The 16,698-nt window shown below is 68.1% G+C and carries 18 protein-coding genes; 5 read left to right on the forward strand and 13 right to left on the reverse strand.

The window, feature by feature from the left end; genetic code table 11:
* Nucleotides 1-10: 10 nt before the first annotated feature.
* From BCL79_RS19100 to birA, 3 genes are read right to left on the reverse strand one after another with little or no spacing between them, the layout of a single operon-like run.
* Entirely contained in the window at nt 11-850 is an 840-nt protein-coding gene (locus BCL79_RS19100) for an SPOR domain-containing protein (RefSeq protein ID WP_121044228.1), read from the reverse strand.
* 9 nt (nt 851-859) lie between these two features.
* Nucleotides 860-1,597, reverse strand: coding sequence for a type III pantothenate kinase (locus BCL79_RS19105; protein WP_121044231.1), 738 nt, complete (start codon nt 1,595-1,597; stop codon nt 860-862).
* Complete coding sequence (gene birA / locus BCL79_RS19110) at nt 1,594-2,559, reverse strand: bifunctional biotin--[acetyl-CoA-carboxylase] ligase/biotin operon repressor BirA (protein WP_121044520.1); 966 nt, start codon at nt 2,557-2,559, stop codon at nt 1,594-1,596. Before birA ends, BCL79_RS19105 begins: the two co-directional genes overlap by 4 nt.
* Before the next feature lie 129 nt (nt 2,560-2,688).
* On the opposite strand from birA, the gene BCL79_RS19115 reads away from it, so the two are divergent.
* Nucleotides 2,689-2,964 (forward strand): hypothetical protein, encoded by a 276-nt coding sequence (locus BCL79_RS19115; protein ID WP_121044234.1) that lies wholly within the window; start codon nt 2,689-2,691, stop codon nt 2,962-2,964.
* Nucleotides 2,931-3,716: a zinc-dependent peptidase gene (locus BCL79_RS19120; RefSeq protein WP_121044237.1), complete on the forward strand. Its 786-nt coding sequence runs from the start codon at nt 2,931-2,933 to the stop codon at nt 3,714-3,716. The genes BCL79_RS19115 and BCL79_RS19120 overlap by 34 nt, the downstream gene beginning before the upstream one ends.
* 4 nt (nt 3,717-3,720) lie before the next feature.
* Here BCL79_RS19120 and BCL79_RS19125 read toward each other — a convergent pair whose 3' ends face one another.
* From BCL79_RS19125 to dusA, 4 genes are all read right to left on the reverse strand, one after another.
* The gene (locus BCL79_RS19125; protein ID WP_121044240.1) at nt 3,721-5,145 is read right to left on the reverse strand and encodes an ATP-binding protein; all 1,425 of its coding nucleotides are present in this window, start codon (nt 5,143-5,145) and stop codon (nt 3,721-3,723) included.
* Nucleotides 5,146-5,165: 20 nt separating this feature from the next.
* Nucleotides 5,166-5,849 (reverse strand): response regulator transcription factor, encoded by a 684-nt coding sequence (locus BCL79_RS19130; RefSeq protein WP_019185514.1) that lies wholly within the window; start codon nt 5,847-5,849, stop codon nt 5,166-5,168.
* 77 nt (nt 5,850-5,926) lie between these two features.
* Nucleotides 5,927-6,298, reverse strand: coding sequence for a hypothetical protein (locus BCL79_RS19135; protein WP_121044243.1), 372 nt, complete (start codon nt 6,296-6,298; stop codon nt 5,927-5,929).
* A gap of 212 nt (nt 6,299-6,510) precedes the next feature.
* Entirely contained in the window at nt 6,511-7,545 is a 1,035-nt protein-coding gene (gene dusA, locus BCL79_RS19140; protein ID WP_259462220.1) for a tRNA dihydrouridine(20/20a) synthase DusA, read from the reverse strand.
* Nucleotides 7,546-7,699: 154 nt separating this feature from the next.
* Between dusA and BCL79_RS19145 the strand changes: the two genes are divergently transcribed.
* Complete coding sequence (locus tag BCL79_RS19145) at nt 7,700-8,656, forward strand: cation diffusion facilitator family transporter (RefSeq protein ID WP_102788854.1); 957 nt, start codon at nt 7,700-7,702, stop codon at nt 8,654-8,656.
* A 21-nt stretch (nt 8,657-8,677) separates the two neighbouring features.
* Here the strand turns inward: BCL79_RS19145 and BCL79_RS19150 are convergent, their stop codons facing one another.
* Nucleotides 8,678-9,514, reverse strand: coding sequence for an AraC family transcriptional regulator (locus BCL79_RS19150; RefSeq protein WP_121044246.1), 837 nt, complete (start codon nt 9,512-9,514; stop codon nt 8,678-8,680).
* A gap of 111 nt (nt 9,515-9,625) precedes the next feature.
* Here BCL79_RS19150 and BCL79_RS19155 point away from each other — a divergent pair, with 111 nt between their 5' ends.
* Together BCL79_RS19155 and BCL79_RS19160 are read left to right on the forward strand one after the other, a co-directional pair.
* Nucleotides 9,626-10,051: an organic hydroperoxide resistance protein gene (locus BCL79_RS19155; protein ID WP_019185509.1), complete on the forward strand. Its 426-nt coding sequence runs from the start codon at nt 9,626-9,628 to the stop codon at nt 10,049-10,051.
* An 88-nt stretch (nt 10,052-10,139) separates the two neighbouring features.
* Nucleotides 10,140-10,922 carry a hypothetical protein gene (locus BCL79_RS19160; RefSeq protein WP_147433927.1) on the forward strand — a complete coding sequence of 261 codons (783 nt, stop codon included), beginning with the start codon at nt 10,140-10,142 and terminating at the stop codon, nt 10,920-10,922.
* A gap of 177 nt (nt 10,923-11,099) precedes the next feature.
* On the opposite strand, the gene mmsB is transcribed toward BCL79_RS19160, so the two are convergent.
* The 5 genes from mmsB to BCL79_RS19185 are packed head-to-tail and all read right to left on the reverse strand — an operon-like array spanning nt 11,100 to nt 16,644.
* Nucleotides 11,100-11,990, reverse strand: coding sequence for a 3-hydroxyisobutyrate dehydrogenase (gene mmsB / locus BCL79_RS19165; RefSeq protein ID WP_121044252.1), 891 nt, complete (start codon nt 11,988-11,990; stop codon nt 11,100-11,102).
* The gene (locus BCL79_RS19170; protein ID WP_121044255.1) at nt 11,987-13,162 is read right to left on the reverse strand and encodes an enoyl-CoA hydratase/isomerase family protein; all 1,176 of its coding nucleotides are present in this window, start codon (nt 13,160-13,162) and stop codon (nt 11,987-11,989) included. Before BCL79_RS19170 ends, mmsB begins: the two co-directional genes overlap by 4 nt.
* The gene (locus BCL79_RS19175) at nt 13,159-13,956 is read right to left on the reverse strand and encodes an enoyl-CoA hydratase (protein ID WP_121044258.1); all 798 of its coding nucleotides are present in this window, start codon (nt 13,954-13,956) and stop codon (nt 13,159-13,161) included. Before BCL79_RS19175 ends, BCL79_RS19170 begins: the two co-directional genes overlap by 4 nt.
* On the reverse strand, nt 13,953-15,119 hold the full coding sequence (locus tag BCL79_RS19180) for an acyl-CoA dehydrogenase family protein (protein ID WP_121044261.1): 1,167 nt from the start codon (nt 15,117-15,119) through the stop codon (nt 13,953-13,955). The genes BCL79_RS19175 and BCL79_RS19180 overlap by 4 nt, the downstream gene beginning before the upstream one ends.
* Nucleotides 15,120-15,138: 19 nt before the next feature.
* Nucleotides 15,139-16,644, reverse strand: coding sequence for a CoA-acylating methylmalonate-semialdehyde dehydrogenase (locus BCL79_RS19185; RefSeq protein ID WP_121044264.1), 1,506 nt, complete (start codon nt 16,642-16,644; stop codon nt 15,139-15,141).
* Nucleotides 16,645-16,698 lie beyond the last annotated feature (54 nt).

The following is a 16,698-nucleotide window of genomic DNA, read 5'->3' on the forward strand; positions in this document are numbered from 1 at the left end:
AGCCGGGATTCTAGCGCAAGCGTGCGCATTCCAGCGAGCGGTGCTGGGCCGCGCCGCTGCGCTGGCGGGCCACGGCGGGGTCGGTGCCCTCGGCCAGGGTCGCATCCAGCCACCACTGCGCGCTGCCATCGCCCCCGCTGGCGACCATGGTCGCCTTGAAACCAGCCGCACTCAGGGCCGCCAGGCGGCGATCCGCGCCTTCGCGATTGCGGTACTGGCCCAGCGCGATGGCGTTGGTGTCCTCGCCCTGGGCAATGATGTAGTAGTCGCTCACGCCCGCTGCGACGATGCGCTTGACCATGGCCTGCGCCGCCTCCCGGCTGGCGGCAGGCGGCAGCAGCACGCGGTAACGGGTGGCACCGGCATCGGCCACCTCACGCAGCTTGGCCCCACGCAGGGCACCGGCGGCGCGCGACTGGGCGGCCTGGGCGGCAGCGCGGTCGGCGAACGGCCCCAGGCTCACGCACTGTGCGGGTGCGGGCGTCGCGGTGACAGGTACGGGTGCGGGTGCGACGGCCGGTGCGGGTGCATCGGCCACCGGAGCGGGCGCCGGCACGCTGGCGGCGGGCCTTGGCGCGGGCGTGTCAGCCACGGCGGTCGCCGGCACGGAGACGGGCACCGGCGGCTGGGCCACTGGCGCGGAGGCGGGCGTCACGTCCTGCAGGGCTGGCGTGGCATCCGGGGGAGCCACAGACGTCGTCGGCGCCTGCGTGCTCGGCAGCACTTCCAGCTGCGCCACACCGGCCGGCGAGGCCGGCGGTGCGCTGGCCGGTTCGCCACGCAACAGCCACCACAGCGCGACACCGAGATTGAGAATGACCAGGACGACGATCAGGGCACGGGTAAGCATCGGCTGATCCTAGCCTGCCGATGGCGGTTGATGCACGGCCCAGCGTGCCAGCCCATCCAGCACCAGCGACGGCTGGAATTCGGCATCGCCGAGCAGCGGCAGCAACGCGGGCGCACCGCCGCCGTGCACCAGCAGATGTGGCAACGCGCCGAGCCGTTCGCCGCCCTGCACGCGGCTGCGTTCGATCAGCGCCACCGCGGCCCCGTCGCAGCCGGAGGCCAGCGCATCGGCGGTGTCGTTGGCGAACTCACTGTACTCACCGCCCGCCGCCGGCAACTGCACGGCACGCGCGTGCAGCGCTTCGCGCATGGTGGTCGGCGAGGCCGAGATGCGCCCGCCGTGGTGCTGGCCCTCGGCGTCGAGCAGATCGATGGTGAGCGCGGTGCCGACGCCGGCGATCAGCACCGCCTGGCCACGTGCAGCCACCGCCAACAGCGCCAGATAACGGTCCACGCCGAAGCGGGCGGGGTCGGCATAGGCGATCCGCACACCGGCGTACTCGCCTTCAGTACGCGCCACGCGGACCTGGCGGAAGCGCGCCTGCAATACATCCAGCATGGCGGCGGTCAACGAGGGTGCGGCGACGCTGGCAACGTAGGCGGTGTCGCCTGACGGCAGCGCATCCAGTGCCGCGGCCGGCATCGCTTCAGCACCATGCGGCCACGCCTGCACGTCGCCCGCGCGCACGCCCTGCAGCGGCGCGAACTTGAAGCGCGAATTGCCCAGATCAAACAACCAGTCGCTCATTGCGCCCTCACGCTGACTTCGCCCGCATGGAAAACCCGTTCACTGCCGTCGATGCGCACGCGCAGCGCCCCATCGTCGGCCAGACCCAGCGCCGTGCCGGCAAACAGCACGCCGCCTTCTTCCACCTGCACCTCGCGCCCGGCCAGGCTGTCCAGCGCGGCATAGCGCGCGAGGAACGGTGCCAGGCCGTCCTGCTCGAAGGCATCCAGCGCCGGCAGCAGGCTGGCCAGGATGCGCGCGACCACCGCATTGCGCGACGTCTGTGCGCCGGACAACGTGTCCAGATCGGTCCAGGGCTGGGTGATCTCCGCCGCGAACGCAGCGGGCATGCGCACGTTGACGCCCAGGCCGATCACCGCGCGTGCGGGGCCGGCGAATTCACCGCCGCCTTCGATCAGCAGGCCGCCGAGCTTATGCCCGTCGACGACAAGGTCATTGGGCCATTTCAGGGCGACGCCCGCATAGCCGGCCTCACGCAGTGCTTCGGCCACGGCGACCCCGGCGACCAGGCTCAGCCCGCCCAGCCGCGACAGGCCACCGGCAAACCCGCGCAGCACCGAGAGGTAGATATGCGCCGCCAGCGGCGAGGCCCAGGCCCGCCCACGGCGGCCACGGCCGCGGGTCTGGCGCTCGGCAAGCAGGGCCATCGCCCCGCGCTCCGGCGCGCTGCAGCGCAGCAATTCACTGTTCGTTGACGCGACCGACCACGCCACCTGCAGGGAGGTCAGCAGGTCGCCGGCGGCGGCCGGCAGCGCGGCCTGGATGGCCTCGGCGTCCAGCAGGTCCAGCGGCTGCTGCAACTGGTAACCGTCACCTGCGCGGCCGTCGATATCGACCCCGGCGGCTCTAAGTCCTTGAATCCGCTTCCAAATCGCGGCGCGGGTCTGGCCCAGTTCGCGCGCCAGCGCGTCGCCGGACAGGCGCCCGGCGCCCAGTTTGGCCAGCAGTTGGCGGTCGTCCACGGCAGCTTCCATCGGGTAAACGGGAAAAGTATGCGGGAAAGCCGCCGCCAGCGCCCGCCCGGGGGCCTTCCAATCCCCCGGCCGAATCGGGCTAGAATCGGGAACTTGACCCGCCGCTGGATGTTGACGATGCGCCCGTTCGCCCATTGCCTGCTCCTCCTGATGGCCCCGCTGGCCGCGCATGCTTCCGATGCGCTCACCACGGCGGGTCGCGGCGCGTGTGTCTATTCGGCAGGCGAGAACGAGCGCAGCGCGCCGGCCTCGGCCTCGGCCGCCGCGGCACCGGCCACGGTCAAACCCAGCGCCAGCAGCGGTACCAGCACGGGTGGCGGCGGCGATGACGACGTGCTGCCGCGCCTGCGCGCACCGAAGTGGCACAGCTTCCTGCCGGGTATGTTCCGCTGATCGAACGACTGTTGGGCTGGCTGCGCCGCACGCCACGCGAGATCGACCCTACCCTTTGGGACACCACCTGCCGCCGCGCCGTCTGGCTGCAGCATCTGGATCCTGCCCGCCGCGAACGCCTGCGTGCCCTGGCGGCCCGCTTCCTGCACGAGAAAACCATCAGCCCCGCCGCCGAACTGCAGCTGGAGGACGCCGATGGCGTGTTGCTGGCCGCGCTGTGCTGCCTGCCGTTGCTGGAACTGGGCGAGATCGGCCTGCGTGGCTGGTCGCAGCTGATCGTGTATCCCAACGCGTTCCGCGTGCACCGCAGCCAGGTGGATGCGGCCGGCGTGCTGCACGAATGGGACGATGCGTTGATCGGCGAATCGTGGGACAGCGGTCCACTGATTCTGTCGTGGGCCGACATCCAGGCCGACATCGCCGACCCCGAAGCCGGGTTCTGCGTGGCGGTGCATGAGATGGCGCACAAGATCGATGCGCTGGACGGGGCGATCGACGGCACGCCGCCGTTGCCGCGGGCGTGGCAGAAACAGTGGGCGGCGGATTTCCAGCAGGCCTATGATGCGTTCTGCGCCGAGGTGGACCAGGGCCGCGAGACGCTGATCGATCCGTATGCGTCCGAGGCGCCGGAAGAATTCTTCGCGGTGGTCAGCGAGTACCACTTCTCCGCACCGGCGCTGCTGGCGCGCGAGATGCCGGCGGTCGCCGGGCATCTGCAGCGGTTCTATGGTCCGTCACCGCTGCTGCGGTGACGCATTACGGCCCCGGCGGCAACTTCACTTCAAAGCGTGCGCCACCCAATTCCGGCGAACGCTTCACCTGCAGTTCGCCGCGGTAATCCTTGATCAGGTCCTGCACGATCGACAGGCCGATGCCGTGGCCCTGCACGCGCTCATCGCCACGCACACCACGCTGCAGCACCTTGGCGACGTCTTCCGGTGCGATGCCCGGGCCATCGTCATCCACCGACAGCACCAGCCCCGCGCGTCGCGCACCGGGGGCCGGCAACGGATGCGCGGTCAGCAGCACACGGCGCTTGGCCCACTTGAAGGCGTTCTCCAGCAGGTTGCCGAGCAGTTCCTGCAGATCGCCAGGCTCGCCGTGGAAACGCGCGGCCGGGTCGATGTCGAATTCGCACAGCACACCCTTGGAGGCGTAGACCTTCTCCAGGCCCCGCACGATTTCCTCGGCGTTGGACTCGATCGGCAACGGGGCGGAGAACAGCTTGTGACCGGACGAAGCCGCGCGCGCCAGCTGGTAGGACACCAGGTTGTTCATGCGCCGCAGCTGCACGTCGAACTCTTCGCGCAGATCCTCATCGCGTGCGCCGCTGTCGAGCTGCGTACGCAGCACCGCGAGCGGCGTTTTCAGGCTGTGCGCCAGATCGGCCAAGGTGTTGCGCTGGCGTTCGAGGTTCTCGCGCTCGCTCTCGATGAAGGCGTTGATGCTGTCGGTCAGCGGCTCCAGCTCGCGCGGATGGCGTTCGCTCATGCGCTCGGTTTCACCGCGCTGCACCTTGGTCAGTTCGTTGATCACGCGCCGCATCGGGCGCAGGCTCCACTGCAGAATGACCGTCTGCAGCAGCAGCAGGATCAGGCCGATGCCGCCAAGGTAGAACCACACGCGCCCGCGGAACACGCGCAGCTGTGCGCCCAGCGCGCGCGAGTCTTCGAGCACGTAGATGGTGTACGGGAATTCGGTGGCCGGGTCGGCGTCGGCGTCCCAGACCAGGCCCATGCCATAGCGGTAGGCCGAGCCCTCGCTGCCGTCGATCTGGATCATCGGCAACGGGCCTTCGAAGACTTCCTGGCGCGGGGCCAGCATGCCGCCGCCCACGGTGGGCAGCATCGGGCCTTCGGCAGACATGGAGTTGCCCTTGCCGTCCGGCATCACGACCTGCAGATAAAGGCCGCTGCCCGGGACGTCAAAGCGCGGATCCGGTGGCTGCTCGCGGATGTACAGCGAGCGGTCGCGGGTGAAGTCGATGCCGGCCGCGTAGGCCGTGGCGTAGTTCTTCAGCCGCTCGCGCAGGTTGGCCTTCGCGGTATCGGCGAAGGCCGCGTCCAGCGCGTAGCCGGCCAAGGCCAAGAAGGCCACCAGGCCCACCGAGGCGGCCAACAGCTGGCGCGCCTGCAGTGAGCGCGGCCGCCAGCGTTTAAAGAACCACAGACGGCCGGACATCATCTATCGCCAGCCGCAGCTCAGCCTTCGTTGCGCGGAATGGCGAAGCGGTAACCGCGACCGCGCACGGTTTCGATCGGCTTGAGTTCGCCGTCGGCATCGAGCTTCTTGCGCAGGCGGCCGATGAAGACCTCCAGCACGTTCGAGTCTCGGTCGAAGTCCTGCTGATAGATGTGCTCGGTGAGGTCGGCCTTGGAGACCAGTTCACCGGCATGCATCATCAGGTACTCGAGCACTTTGTACTCGTAGCTGGTGAGATCCACGTTGCTGCCGTTGACGCTGACCGTCTGCGCGGCAAGATCCAGCGCGACCGGGCCGCACTCCAGCGTCGGCTTGCTCCAGCCGGCGGCACGGCGCAGCAGCGCATTGACGCGGGCCAGCAGCTCTTCCACGTGGAACGGCTTGACGAGGTAATCGTCGGCGCCCTGCTTGAGGCCCTCGACCTTGTCCTGCCAGCTCGAACGCGCGGTCAGGATGAGCACCGGGAACTTCTTGCCCTCGTCGCGCAGCGCCTTGATCAGTTCCATGCCCGACATCTTGGGCAGGCCCAGATCGATGATGCCGACGTCGAACGGAACTTCGCGGCCCATGTACAGACCTTCCTCACCGTCCTGCGCAGCATCGACGGCAAAGCCTTCGCGCTTGAGCCGGGCTGCCAGTGTTTCCCGCAGCGGGGCTTCGTCTTCGACCAGAAGGATACGCATGAACTCTCCCTAGTGTCCTGGGTATGGCCCCATGGGGCCAGTGGGTAATGCAGATGACTGCGGACAACTATCCCTGTTCAGGGGTTATCGCCGCGTAGTGATGACATATCCGAGCGCGGCGTGCGGGGCTGTGAACGGGATGTCGCGGGATCGTCCATATAGCGGACGCGACCGCGGTCATCCATGTACTTCACCCGGTTGATATCGCGCCCATCGAAGGGCACGCGCTCGGCGCCGAGGATGTGTCCACCGGTAGTCCGCTGCACACGGCGCACCGCATCGGACAGCGAGCGCTCCTGAGGGCCACCGCGTTCGGCCGTGCGCATCATCTCGGCACGGGCCGCTTCCGGCGGCGGCATCTGTGCCCACGCACTGCCGGTGGAGGCAGCGGCGCCCGTCGCCAGAAGGGCGAAGGCGGCAATGCGGCGGTGGCGGGTCACGGAGAACATCGGTCTGATCCTAGCGAAGCGCGGCTAAACGTTCAAAAGTTGTGAATCGGCAACCGCCAGCCTGGGCCGGCGCTTTACGAATCTTTAGCGAATTCTTGGTTTTAGCCAGTGAATCCGGTCTGAACTTTTCCGCCTGCCTCCCCGCTTTGTTCATCTAAGTGAACATTGGCGGCTAAACCGGGGTCCTTGTCAAGCTGACAAGGTGACGCGGCTCACGCCGCGACGCGCTCGGCCTGGGCGCGGGTGACCGCCAACGCCTGCTCGATCAGGCTCCAGTCGGCACCGACGCGGTGCGAGCCTTCGCTCAGGATCTGGCGGAAGGCACGGCCGCCCGGCTGGCCATGGAACAGGCCCAGCAGGTGGCGGGTGATGTGCTTGAGCGCCAGCCCACGGGCCAGCTGGGCTTCGATATAGGGCCGCATGGCGCGCAGCAGCGCCTCGCGCGACTGCAGCGGGGCACCGGTCTGGGCGGCCTCCAGCTGATGCAGCACGTAGGGGTCGTGGTAGGCCGCACGGCCCAGCATCACCCCATCCAGCGCCGGCAACTGGGCCTGCGCAGCCTCGACCGTGGCCAGGCCACCGTTGAGGACGATCTGCAGCTGCGGGCGGTCTGCCTTGAGACGGTGTGCCCAGTCGTAGCGCAGCGGCGGCACTTCGCGGTTTTCCTTCGGCGAAAGGCCCTTCAGCCACGCGTTGCGGGCATGCACCACGAACATCGCGCTACCGGCGTTGGTCGATTGATCGACGAAGTTGACGAAGTTTTCGTAGTCGTTGTCGTCATCCACGCCCAAGCGGCACTTCACCGTGACCGGGATGTCCACCGCAGCGACCATCGCGCCCACGCACTCGGCCACCAGCGCCGGCTCGCGCATCAGGCAGGCGCCGAAGCGCCCGGCCTGGACCCGGTCGGAGGGGCAGCCGCAGTTGAGATTGACCTCGTCGTAGCCCCACTCCTGCGCGATGCGCGCGGCCTGGGCCAACAGGGCCGGATCGCTGCCACCGAGCTGCAGGGCAAGCGGGTGCTCGCTGCCGTCGAAGCCGAGCAGGCGCTCACGGTCGCCGTGGATCACCGCGTTGGCGTGCACCATCTCGGTGTACAGCCGCGCGCCCGGTGCCAGCAACCGGTGGAAATACCGGCAATGGCGGTCCGTCCAGTCCATCATCGGGGCGACGGACAGGCGCAGGGAGGCGGCGTAACGCGCGGCGGCGTCGGTAGCGGGCTGGGTGTTCATCGGCTGCAGGCGCATCTGGAATCACTGGCATTGCCAGCGCAATCAATAGTTTACTTCGTTCCCATGAACGCTGCCCGAGGGCGCGGGCGGCCGCCAACCCAGACGCCGAGTACACGCCTGCAACGACGGCAGTAGACAATGCATCTCTGCACGCCCTTCCCTGGCATCCATGCCCGCACTTCGCCTTCCCAGCTTCGACCCCACCACCGAACAAGGCGTCCTGCGCCTGTCGATCGCCGCCTCCTTGGCGATGGCTGCCGCGGCCGTGGCGTTCGGCCTGCTGGCCAACTCCTCGCTGATCATCTTCGACGGCATCTATGGGCTGATCGACGTGGTGATGACCTGGCTGTCGCTGCTGGTGGTGCGCCTGATCAGCCTGTCGACCCATGTGGATACCCTGCAGTCGCGCTTGAACCAGCGCTTCACCATGGGCTTCTGGCACCTGGAGCCGATCGTGCTCGGGGTCAGCGGCACGTTGATGATCGGCGCGGCGCTGTATGCGGCGGTCAATGCAGTGGATGCGCTGATGTCCGGCGGGCGCGAGATCGCGCTGGGGCCGGCGATCCTGTTCGCGGTGATCTCGATCGTGGCCGAAACCGGGCTGGCGCTGTTCGTACGCCGGGCGAACCGGTCGATCGGCTCGGACTTCATCGCGCTCGATGCGAAGAACTGGGTGGTCGCGGCGAGCATGTCGGCGGCGTATCTGGTCGCCTTCGTCGGCGGCTATGTGTTGGGTGGCACGCAGTGGGCGTGGCTGGTGCCGTACATCGATCCGGCGATCCTGCTGGTGGTCTGCCTGTTCGTGGTCGTCGCGCCGATGGGCACGGTGCGCCAGGCGCTGTCGGACATCCTGCTGATCACGCCGCTGGATCTGCAGACCCACGTGGACGAGGTGGCGCGCGACATCGTGGCCAGGCACGGTTTCCTGGAATACCGCAGCTACGTGGCCAAGGTCGGGCGCGGTGAGCAGATCGAGCTGTTCTTCGTGGTGCGCGCCGATGATCCGCCGCGGGCGCTGATCGAGTGGGACCGGCTGCGCGATGAGATCGGTGAGGCGCTGGGCGAGGAGTCGCCGGACCGGTGGCTGACGATCATGTTCACGACGGATCGGGAGTGGGCGATCTGAGCGACGCCGGTGTGCATCGCGTTATCGTTCGGCGGCCACACTGCCCTGCTTCCACTGCCGCGGCGACTGCCCGGTCTGCGCTTTGAACGCGCGCGACAACGCTGCTTCGCTGCCGTAGCCCACGTCGATGGCGATGCGCTTGAGCGGCTGGCCGCGGCGCAGCGCCTGCTGCACCAGGCGGGTGCGCCAGCCCTGCAGGTAGTGGCCGGGCGTGCTGCCGATGGTGTCGCGGAAGCTGTCGGCGAAGGCGCTGCGTGACATGCCGGCGCGCTGCGCGAGCGACTCCAGCGTCCACTCGTCGGCGGGCGCTTCATGCATCGCCACCAGCGCGTGACGCAGGCGCGGATGGGCCATGCCGGCGAGCAGGCCGACGCGGATCTGACCGCTTTCCATCAGCGCGCGCAGGATCTGGATGAGCACGACTTCAAACAGACGATCCAGCAGCGCCTGGCGGCCGCAGCGCTGCGCGAAGGCTTCTTCGAACAGCAGTGACAGCACCGGCTGGCCGCCGTACAAGCCCTCCAGCGGCAGGCACACGATCGGCGGCAGGGCAGCGGCGACCGGGTTGTTGGCGCCCCCTTCGAACTGCAGGTTGGCGCAGGCGAAATCCGCGCCCCGCGTGGCATCGGTGACGAAGCGGTGCGCGAGCGGGCGCGGGTACAGCAGCACGCTGGGCGTGGTGATCTGCAGCGTGCTGCCATCCGGGTGCTCGACGCGCACATCGCCGTCGCGGATCAGATGCAGCTGACCACGCTCGCCGTCCGCCGGGAGATCGTTGATGCCGCACAGCGCGCCGGCGTGGAAGACCTCGGCGGACACCGCGAAACGGTCCAGCAGGGATTGCAGTCGGTCGACCATGGCGGACTCCAGATCAAGTTTTCTGGACGAAATGTTGCCACAAGTACGAGGCGGGCGCGCACAGTACACCTGCCATCTGGCCCACCCCCTTTCACTCCGCAGGAGATTTCCATGTCCATTGCCAACGTTCTGTATACCGCCCAAGCCACTGCCAACGGCGGCCGCGACGGCCGCGCCGTCTCCTCCGACAACGTGCTGGACATCCAGCTTTCCACCCCGCGCGAGCTCGGCGGTGCGGGCGGCCCGGGCACCAACCCGGAGCAGCTGTTCGCCGCAGGCTACTCGGCCTGCTTCCTGGGCGCGCTGAAGTACGTGGCTGGCCAGGCCAAGGTCGCCCTGCCGGCGGAAACGCAGATCACCGGCAAGGTCGGCATCGGCCAGATCCCGACCGGCTTCGGCATCGAAGTGGCGCTGGAGATCTCGGTCCCGGGCCTGCCGCGCGAGCAGGTCGAAGAGCTCGTGCAGAAGGCGCACATCGTGTGCCCGTACTCGAATGCGACCCGCGGCAACATCGACGTGACGCTGACGGTGGTCTGATCCCCTCCGCATGACCTGCCGTGGCGACGGGCACACAGCCCCGTCGCCACCGGTAGACTGGCCAGACGATCCTCACTGGCAAACGGACATGCACAGGATTCTGGCCGCGCTGTTGCTCAGCGGTTCTCTGGGGGGCTGCGTTACGGCTCCCATCGCGCCACCCGAGGCGATCGCCTCGAACGGGATGAACGCGCTGTCTCTCGTCCGCGGCGCCGGGTTCGTGCATGTGGTGACCGATCTGTATCTGCCCGGCACGGCTGCGCCCGGGCTGCCAGAGACCTACGCCTGTCCTGACGCGGCAACCCGCATCCGGATCGCGGCCTATCCGCCGGCGACCCTGCCGGCTACCGATGCCTGCGCCCTGATTGATGCCGCTGCACGCCACGCGCAGCAGTGGTATCCCGACCGGCGCGCGGCCTATACGGCGCTGCTCGTGCCCCACGGAACACGCCTGGACCTGCGCACCCGATCGCTGCGCTTCCGCGTGCCGCATCTGACCTTGGCCATGCGGGTGTACGAAGCGCGCGCGCGGACCGAGGCCAATCTCGTGGACCTGGTCGCTCATGAGACCTTCCATGCCCTGGGCTTCGCCGCCGGTGATCGCGGTGCAGTTGACGAGCGCACGGCCTACTACGCCGGTCTGTGCACGCAGCTGGCGGTCCTGGGCACGATCCCGGAGGCGGCGCTGCCGGGTGCCCCGCTCGCCAGCGACAATGCAGATGTGGTCGAGTCAGCGGATGCGGCGTATCGCGTGCGGCGCGAAATCTACGGGTGGTTGCAGGACGGGGAGATCCGCGCTGGCACACCCGGTGGCGAGCGCATGCAGGCACGCTGCCGGGACTTGCCGCGCGCGCCGTCGACGGCCGAGTGACCCGATAAAAAAATGGGCGGCTGCCTGACGCGAACGTCTGGCAACCGCCCATCCCACCGCGGTGGATCCCGTGGCTGACCACGGGATGCATCTTGTTCGGCTGCTACGACCAACGGTCGTTGCCTACCTGGGTTACCGTCGTTGCCGGCCAGCGGCCGGCACTACCGGATCCGGCCTTTATTCGTCGTGCGTGATCAGCTGCACCACGCTGGAGAAATCCAGCTTGCCGCGACCGGCCTGGTGGTTCATCGAATACAGGTTGCGCGCCAGCTCGCCCAGCGGGATCGAGGCGCCGACACTCATCGCCGCTTCCACCGCCAGGCCCATGTCCTTGAGCATCAGGTCGCTGCCGAAGCCGCCGCTGTAGCCGCGCGAGGCCGGGGCGTTTTCCAGCACGCCGGGCCACGGGTTGCACACTTCGGTGGCCCAGCTGCGGCCGGTGCTGACCGCCATCATCTGCGAGAGCACCTTCGGGTCCAGCCCGTGTGCGACGCCCAGGGCGATGGACTCACCGGTCACCGCCATGATCACGCCCAGCGCCATGTTGTTGCACAGCTTGGCGACCTGGCCGGCACCGCTTGCGCCGACATGGAAGATGTTCTTGCCCATCGCCTGCAGCAGCGGGCGCGCACGCTCCAGCGCCTCGGCTTCGCCGCCGACGATGAAGGTCAGCGTGCCGGCCTGGGCACCTGCGGTACCGCCGGACACCGGGGCATCCAGCATCTGCAGGCCACGCGCGGCGGCCGCTTCGGCGACCTTGCGGGCGGTGGCCGGGGCGATGGTGCTGCAGTCGATGACCAGCGCGCCACCCGGGATATCGGCCAGCAGGCCATCCTCACCGAGGTAAACGCCTTCCACGTGGCGGCTCGCGGGAAGCATCGAGATGACGATCTCGGCGTCGGTCAGCGTATCCAGTGCCGAGCTGGCGGCGGTGGCGCCGGCATCGACGGCGGCCTGCACGGCGGCGGGCACCAGATCGAACACGCGCACGGCGTGACCAGCCTTGGCCAGGTTGGCGGCCATCGGGCCACCCATGTTGCCCAACCCGATGAATGCAATACGGCTCATGCGTGGCTCCTTTCAGGGACGGTGGCACCGAGGTCGGCCAGCGGATGCGCGGCATCGGACCACGGCGAAACGAAGAAGGTGCGGGCCCACTCGGCCGTGGCGTCCGCCAGCGTGCGCGGCTGCCACTGCGGGGTGCGGTCCTTGTCGATCAGCAGCGCGCGGATGCCTTCGGCGAAATCCCCGTGGGCCGCCGCATGCAGTGCTGCGATGTACTCGATGCGGTAGACCTCGGCCAGCGAGGCGCCCTCGGCCAGGTGCTGCAGCTCGAACGCGAGCCGCGCCGAGCCGGGCGCACCGGCGGCGAGCGTGGCCTGCGCGGTCTTCAACCAGACGTCCTCGGTCTGCAAGGCAAGAATCGCCTCGACGATCGCGCCGACGTCGTCACCGGCGCACAGCGCATCCACGGTGGCGGCATTGCGCAGCAATGGGCCGGTGGCCGCATCGCTGGCGTGTTGCTGCAGCAGTGCGGTCAACTGTTCGTGGTTGCGCTTGGCCTCGCGGCTCCAGTGCACGCCCGCCAGCGCGTTGAACACGGTCTCGCGCTGTGCCTCGGCGATGTGGATATCCGCCAGGCCGGCGTAGATCGCATCGCCTGCGTTGAGCGGCGCCCCCGTCAGGGCCAGGAACAAGCCGCCGTGGCCGGGTACGCGCGGCAGCAGCCAGCTGCCGCCCACGTCCGGGAACAGGCCCACGGTGATCTCCGGGAATGCCAGCTTGGAGCGCTCGCTGACCACGCGGTGGCTGGCCCCGGACATCAGGCCGATGCCGCCGCCCATGACGATGCCATGGCCCCAGCACAGGATCGGCTTGGGATAGGTGTGGATCGCGTAGTCGACGCGGTACTCGACGTCGAAGAATTCAGCAGCGTAGGCGTTGTCGCGGATGTCGGTCTTTCCGCTCTCGCGGTAGTCGACCATGCTGCGGTACAGGCTGTGCAGGTCGCCGCCGGCGCAGAAGGCTTTCTCGCCCGCGCCCTGCAGCACGACCAGCGCGATGCCGTCATCAACGGCCCAGGCCTCCAGCCGCTCACGCAGCAGGTGCGCCATCGGCAGCGAGAACCCATTGAGGGTGCGCGCGGCGTTGAGCGTGGCGATGCCGATGCGCGTGCCATTACCGGCAGCGCGTTCTTCGAACAGCACCGGCGCCTCGTCATGAGCGACGGCGGTGCTCATGCGTTTTTCCATTGCGCAGTGCGCTTTTCCAGGAAGGCGTTCACGCCCTCGGCCTGGTCGGCGCTGTCGAACAGATCGACGAAGGCCTCGCGCTCGGCCACCAGCGCCGAGGCGTGGGTGCCGCTGCGGGTGGCCTGCACCAGCGTCTTGCACGCGGCGATGCTGGTCGGGCTCTGCTTGCCGGCCTTGTGCGCCCAGGCCAGCGCCAGTGCCTTGGCTTCGCCCTTGGCGACCTTTTCTTCGACCAGGCCGATACGCAGTGCGGTATCCGCATCGATGCGCTCGCCCAGCAGGATCATGCGCTTGGCCCAGCCTTCGCCGACCAGACGCGGCAGGTTCTGGGTGCCGCCGGCGCACGGCAGCAGGCCGACGGTGGCCTCCGGCAGCGCCACCTGGGCGTGTTCTTCGATGATGCGCAGGTCGCAGGCCAGCGCGCATTCCAGGCCGCCGCCCATCGCGTAGCCGTTGATTGCCGCGATGGAGACACCACGGAACCCGGACAGGGCTTCGAACGCCTCGCCGAAGCGACGTGCAGCTTCGCGTGCGGCGGCCTTGTCGCCGGAGGCGAACTGCTTCAGGTCGGCGCCGGCAGAGAAGAATTTCTCGCCATCGCCGGTGATCACCAGCGCGTAGATATCGCGGTCTGCATTGAGTGCGCCGACCAGATCGCGCAGCGCGGACAGGCTGTGCACGGTCCAGGTATGCGCCGGCGGATTGTTGAGGGTGATGACCGCGACGTGGCCATCGGCCTCGACCTTCAGGCCGACATGATCATGCTGGCGCCACTCCATCATCGCAGTTCCTCTTCAGTGTTGAGCAGGTGGCGGGCCACGATCACACGCATGATCTCGTTGGTGCCCTCCAGAATCTGGTGCACGCGCGAATCGCGCAGCAGCCGTTCAATCGGGTATTCACGGATGTAGCCGTAGCCGCCGTGGATCTGCAGCGCATCGTTGCAGATGTTGAAACCGGCATCGGTGGCGAAGCGCTTGGCCATCGCGCACCACACGTTGGCATCGCTGGCACCCGCGTCGAGCTTGCGCGCGGCGGTGTGCACCATCTGCCGGGCGGCGACCAGTTGGGTGGCCATGTCGGCCAGCTTGAACTGCAGCGCCTGGAACTCGGACAACGCCTTGCCGAACTGGCGGCGCTCGCCCATGTAACGGCGGGCGGCATCCAGTGCACCCTGGGCAGCGCCCAGCGAACAGGCGGCGATGTTGATGCGGCCGCCGTCCAGGCCCTTCATGGCCAGCTTGAAACCGCTGCCTTCCTCGCCGAGCAGATGGCTGACCGGCACGCGCACGTTCTCGAACGTGATGCCACGGGTCGGCTGGCTGTTCCAGCCCATCTTCTCTTCCTTGCGGCCGTAGCTGATGCCCGGCAGATCGGCCGGCACCGCGATCGCGCTGATGCCGCCCGCGCCCGGGCCACCCGTACGCGCCATCACCACCAGCAGTTCGGTGGCACCTGCGCCGGAGATGAAGGCCTTGGAGCCATTGAGTACGTAATCGTCGCCGTCACGCACCGCGCTGGTTTTCAGCGAGGCCGCGTCCGAGCCGGCACCCGGCTCGGTCAGGCAGTACGAGGCCAGCTTGGTGCCGGAGGAGAGGTCTGCGCCCCACGCGGCACGCAGGCTCTGCTGGCCCCACTTGGCCACCATCCACGACGCCATGTTGTGGATGCTGACATAGGCCGCCGTGGACGGATCCACATTGGCGAGCTCCTCGATGACGACGGCGGCGTCCAGACGGCTCAAGCCGCTGCCACCGACCTCGGGATCCATGTACAACCCACAGAACCCGAGTTCCCCTGCCTTGGCGATCGCCTCGCGCGGAAAGATGCCCTCCGCATCCCATCGCGCGGCGTGCGGCGCCAGTTCGGCCTGGGCGAAGTCACGCGCTGCCTCTCTATAGGCCTGCTGCGCTTCGTCGAGTTCCGTCGTCATCGAGTGGCTCATGGTCGAACTCCGTTGTTGCTTACTTCAGGCTGATGGTGGTGTTGACGCCATGACCCAGCGTCTCGTCATCGAACCAGCGCGAGGTGATCGTCTTGGTCTGGGTGTAGAACATCACCACCTGCTTGCCGTACGGGCCCAGGTCGCCGAGCTTGGAGGCACGCGAGCCGGTGAACGAGAACAGCGGCACCGGCACCGGGATCGGCACGTTGATGCCGACCTGGCCGACGTCGATGTCTTCCTGGAACTTGCGGGCGGCCGCACCGGACTGGGTGAACAGTGCAGTGCCGTTGCCGTTCGGGTTGGCGTTGATCAGTGCGATGGCGTCTTCGAGCGTGTCCGCTTCGAGGATCACCAGCACCGGCCCGAAGATTTCCTCGTCGTACACGCGCATGCCCGGCTTGACGCCGGCGAAGATGGTCGGGCCAACGAAGTTGCCCTTCTCGAAGCCATCGACCTGCGGGTTGCGGCCGTCGAGCACCAGCTTGGCGCCCTGCTCCACGCCCGAGGCGATCAGGCCTTCGACACGCTCACGCGCGGCGCAGGAGATCACCGGGCCGACATCGGTACCGGCGACACTGCCGCCGCTGACCTTCAACGTCTTGGCCTTGGCCACCAGGTCCGGCACCCACTCGCGCGCTTCGCCCACCAGCACCAGGGTGGAGGCGGCCATGCAGCGCTGGCCTGCCGCACCGAAGGCGGCACCGACCATCGCGTTGAGGCTCTGTTCCTTGTTGGCGTCCGGCAGCACCACGGCGTGGTTCTTGGCGCCCATCATGCACTGCACGCGCTTGCCGGCCAGCGAGGCGCGGTTGTACACGTGGGTGCCGACGCGGGTGGAACCCACGAACGAAACGGCCTTGATATCCGGGTGGTCGCAGATCGCGTTGACCACGTCTTCGCCACCGTGCACGACGTTCAGCACGCCCTTGGGAATGCCGGCTTCCAGCGCCAGTTCGACCAGGCGCATGGTGACCATCGGGTCCTGCTCGGACGGCTTGAGGATGAAGGTATTGCCGGTGGCGATGGCCATCGGGAACATCCACAGCGGAATCATCGCCGGGAAGTTGAACGGGGTGATGCCCGCGCAGACGCCGAGCGGCTGCAGCAGGGTGTAGGTGTCCACGCCGTTGGCCACGTTGTTGGCCAGCTCGCCGAGTTGCAGGTTGCCGATCGCGGCAGCGTGCTCGACCACTTCCAGGCCACGGAACACATCGCCCTCGGCATCCGGCACGGTCTTGCCCTGCTCGGCGCTGAGGATGTGGGCCAGCTCGCTCATGTTCTCGCGGATCAGCTGCTGGTACTTCAGGAAGATGCGCGCGCGGGTGCCGATCGGGGTCTTGCGCCAGGTCTTGAACGCTTCCTTGGCCGAGGCGACGGCCGCGTCGACTTCACCGGGGGTGGCAAACGGAACCTGGGCCAGGACGTCCTGGGTGGCCGGATTGACCACGTTCTGCCACTGCGAGCTGGCCGATTCGATGAACTGGCCATCGATCAACATACGGATACGGGGCGCTGCAACAGTCATGGACAATCCCGGCGGGTTGAAAGTTGTTTGCATTATTCACAATGCCATCCTCGA

The organism is Stenotrophomonas rhizophila (assembly GCF_003651185.1).
Lineage (GTDB): Bacteria > Pseudomonadota > Gammaproteobacteria > Xanthomonadales > Xanthomonadaceae > Stenotrophomonas > Stenotrophomonas maltophilia_Z.